General features: G+C 36.8%; 1 pseudogene. It reads right to left on the reverse strand.

Annotated features, from left to right (window positions below):
* Positions 1-545 precede the first annotated feature (545 nt).
* Positions 546-733 (reverse strand): annotated as a pseudogene (locus CWC18_RS21300) (LysE family translocator); the annotation flags it as partial.

Consider the following 733-nt stretch of genomic DNA (forward strand, 5'->3'; position numbering starts at 1 on the left):
TTAGCGGCTTCGTTCAACAACCCAATGATCATGAAGACGACATGCTGGTCTTGTATACCTAACACCAAAAATATTGTACCAATGATTAAATTTGACCACTTACCAAACATAAAAACATGCCTTTCAACTCATTACTATCACCACTTAAAAATGCTAAACGCGCAACACACTTCCAAATAACTCCAAAACTACCCAGCTCTAATTACCCACTTAGAATATTTTGTTAAATGCTAAGGCCCAGTTTTGTGCCGAAAAATAACACAAATGTATAAATAGTAATAGTGCACATAATAGAAACACGCGGTAAAATTGTGATAAAATGTAAATGAAGTAGGATAATAAACATTTTAAAACTACAAAAAGTTAACAATCATCAATGAGTAATAGCAGGGTTGTGACGCGCGGTATGAGTGACTAGGGTGTTTTGAAGTCACGTTTTCAGAGGTATAGTGCGTTATTTTCGTTCGCGCTCATCTTGATCGCAGAATACTCAAGCTGACTATCACATGTCAGGAAAAAACCTCTTTGCGATAGTAATAGATGTATTACCCAGATGTAAGCTGCATCATAATGTCTAAACACACAGGGACAATAGACAGCAATAATAAGCCTGCTATGGTATAATTAAAGTATCGCTGTCGAACTGAATTGCTCAAGTACTTTTTTAGCACCACACCGAATACCAACCAGACACCTACACACGGTAGTCCCACTGTAATGGTACATTGAATTT

The organism is Pseudoalteromonas aurantia (genome assembly GCF_005886875.1).
Taxonomy (GTDB): Bacteria; Pseudomonadota; Gammaproteobacteria; order Enterobacterales; family Alteromonadaceae; genus Pseudoalteromonas; species Pseudoalteromonas aurantia_A.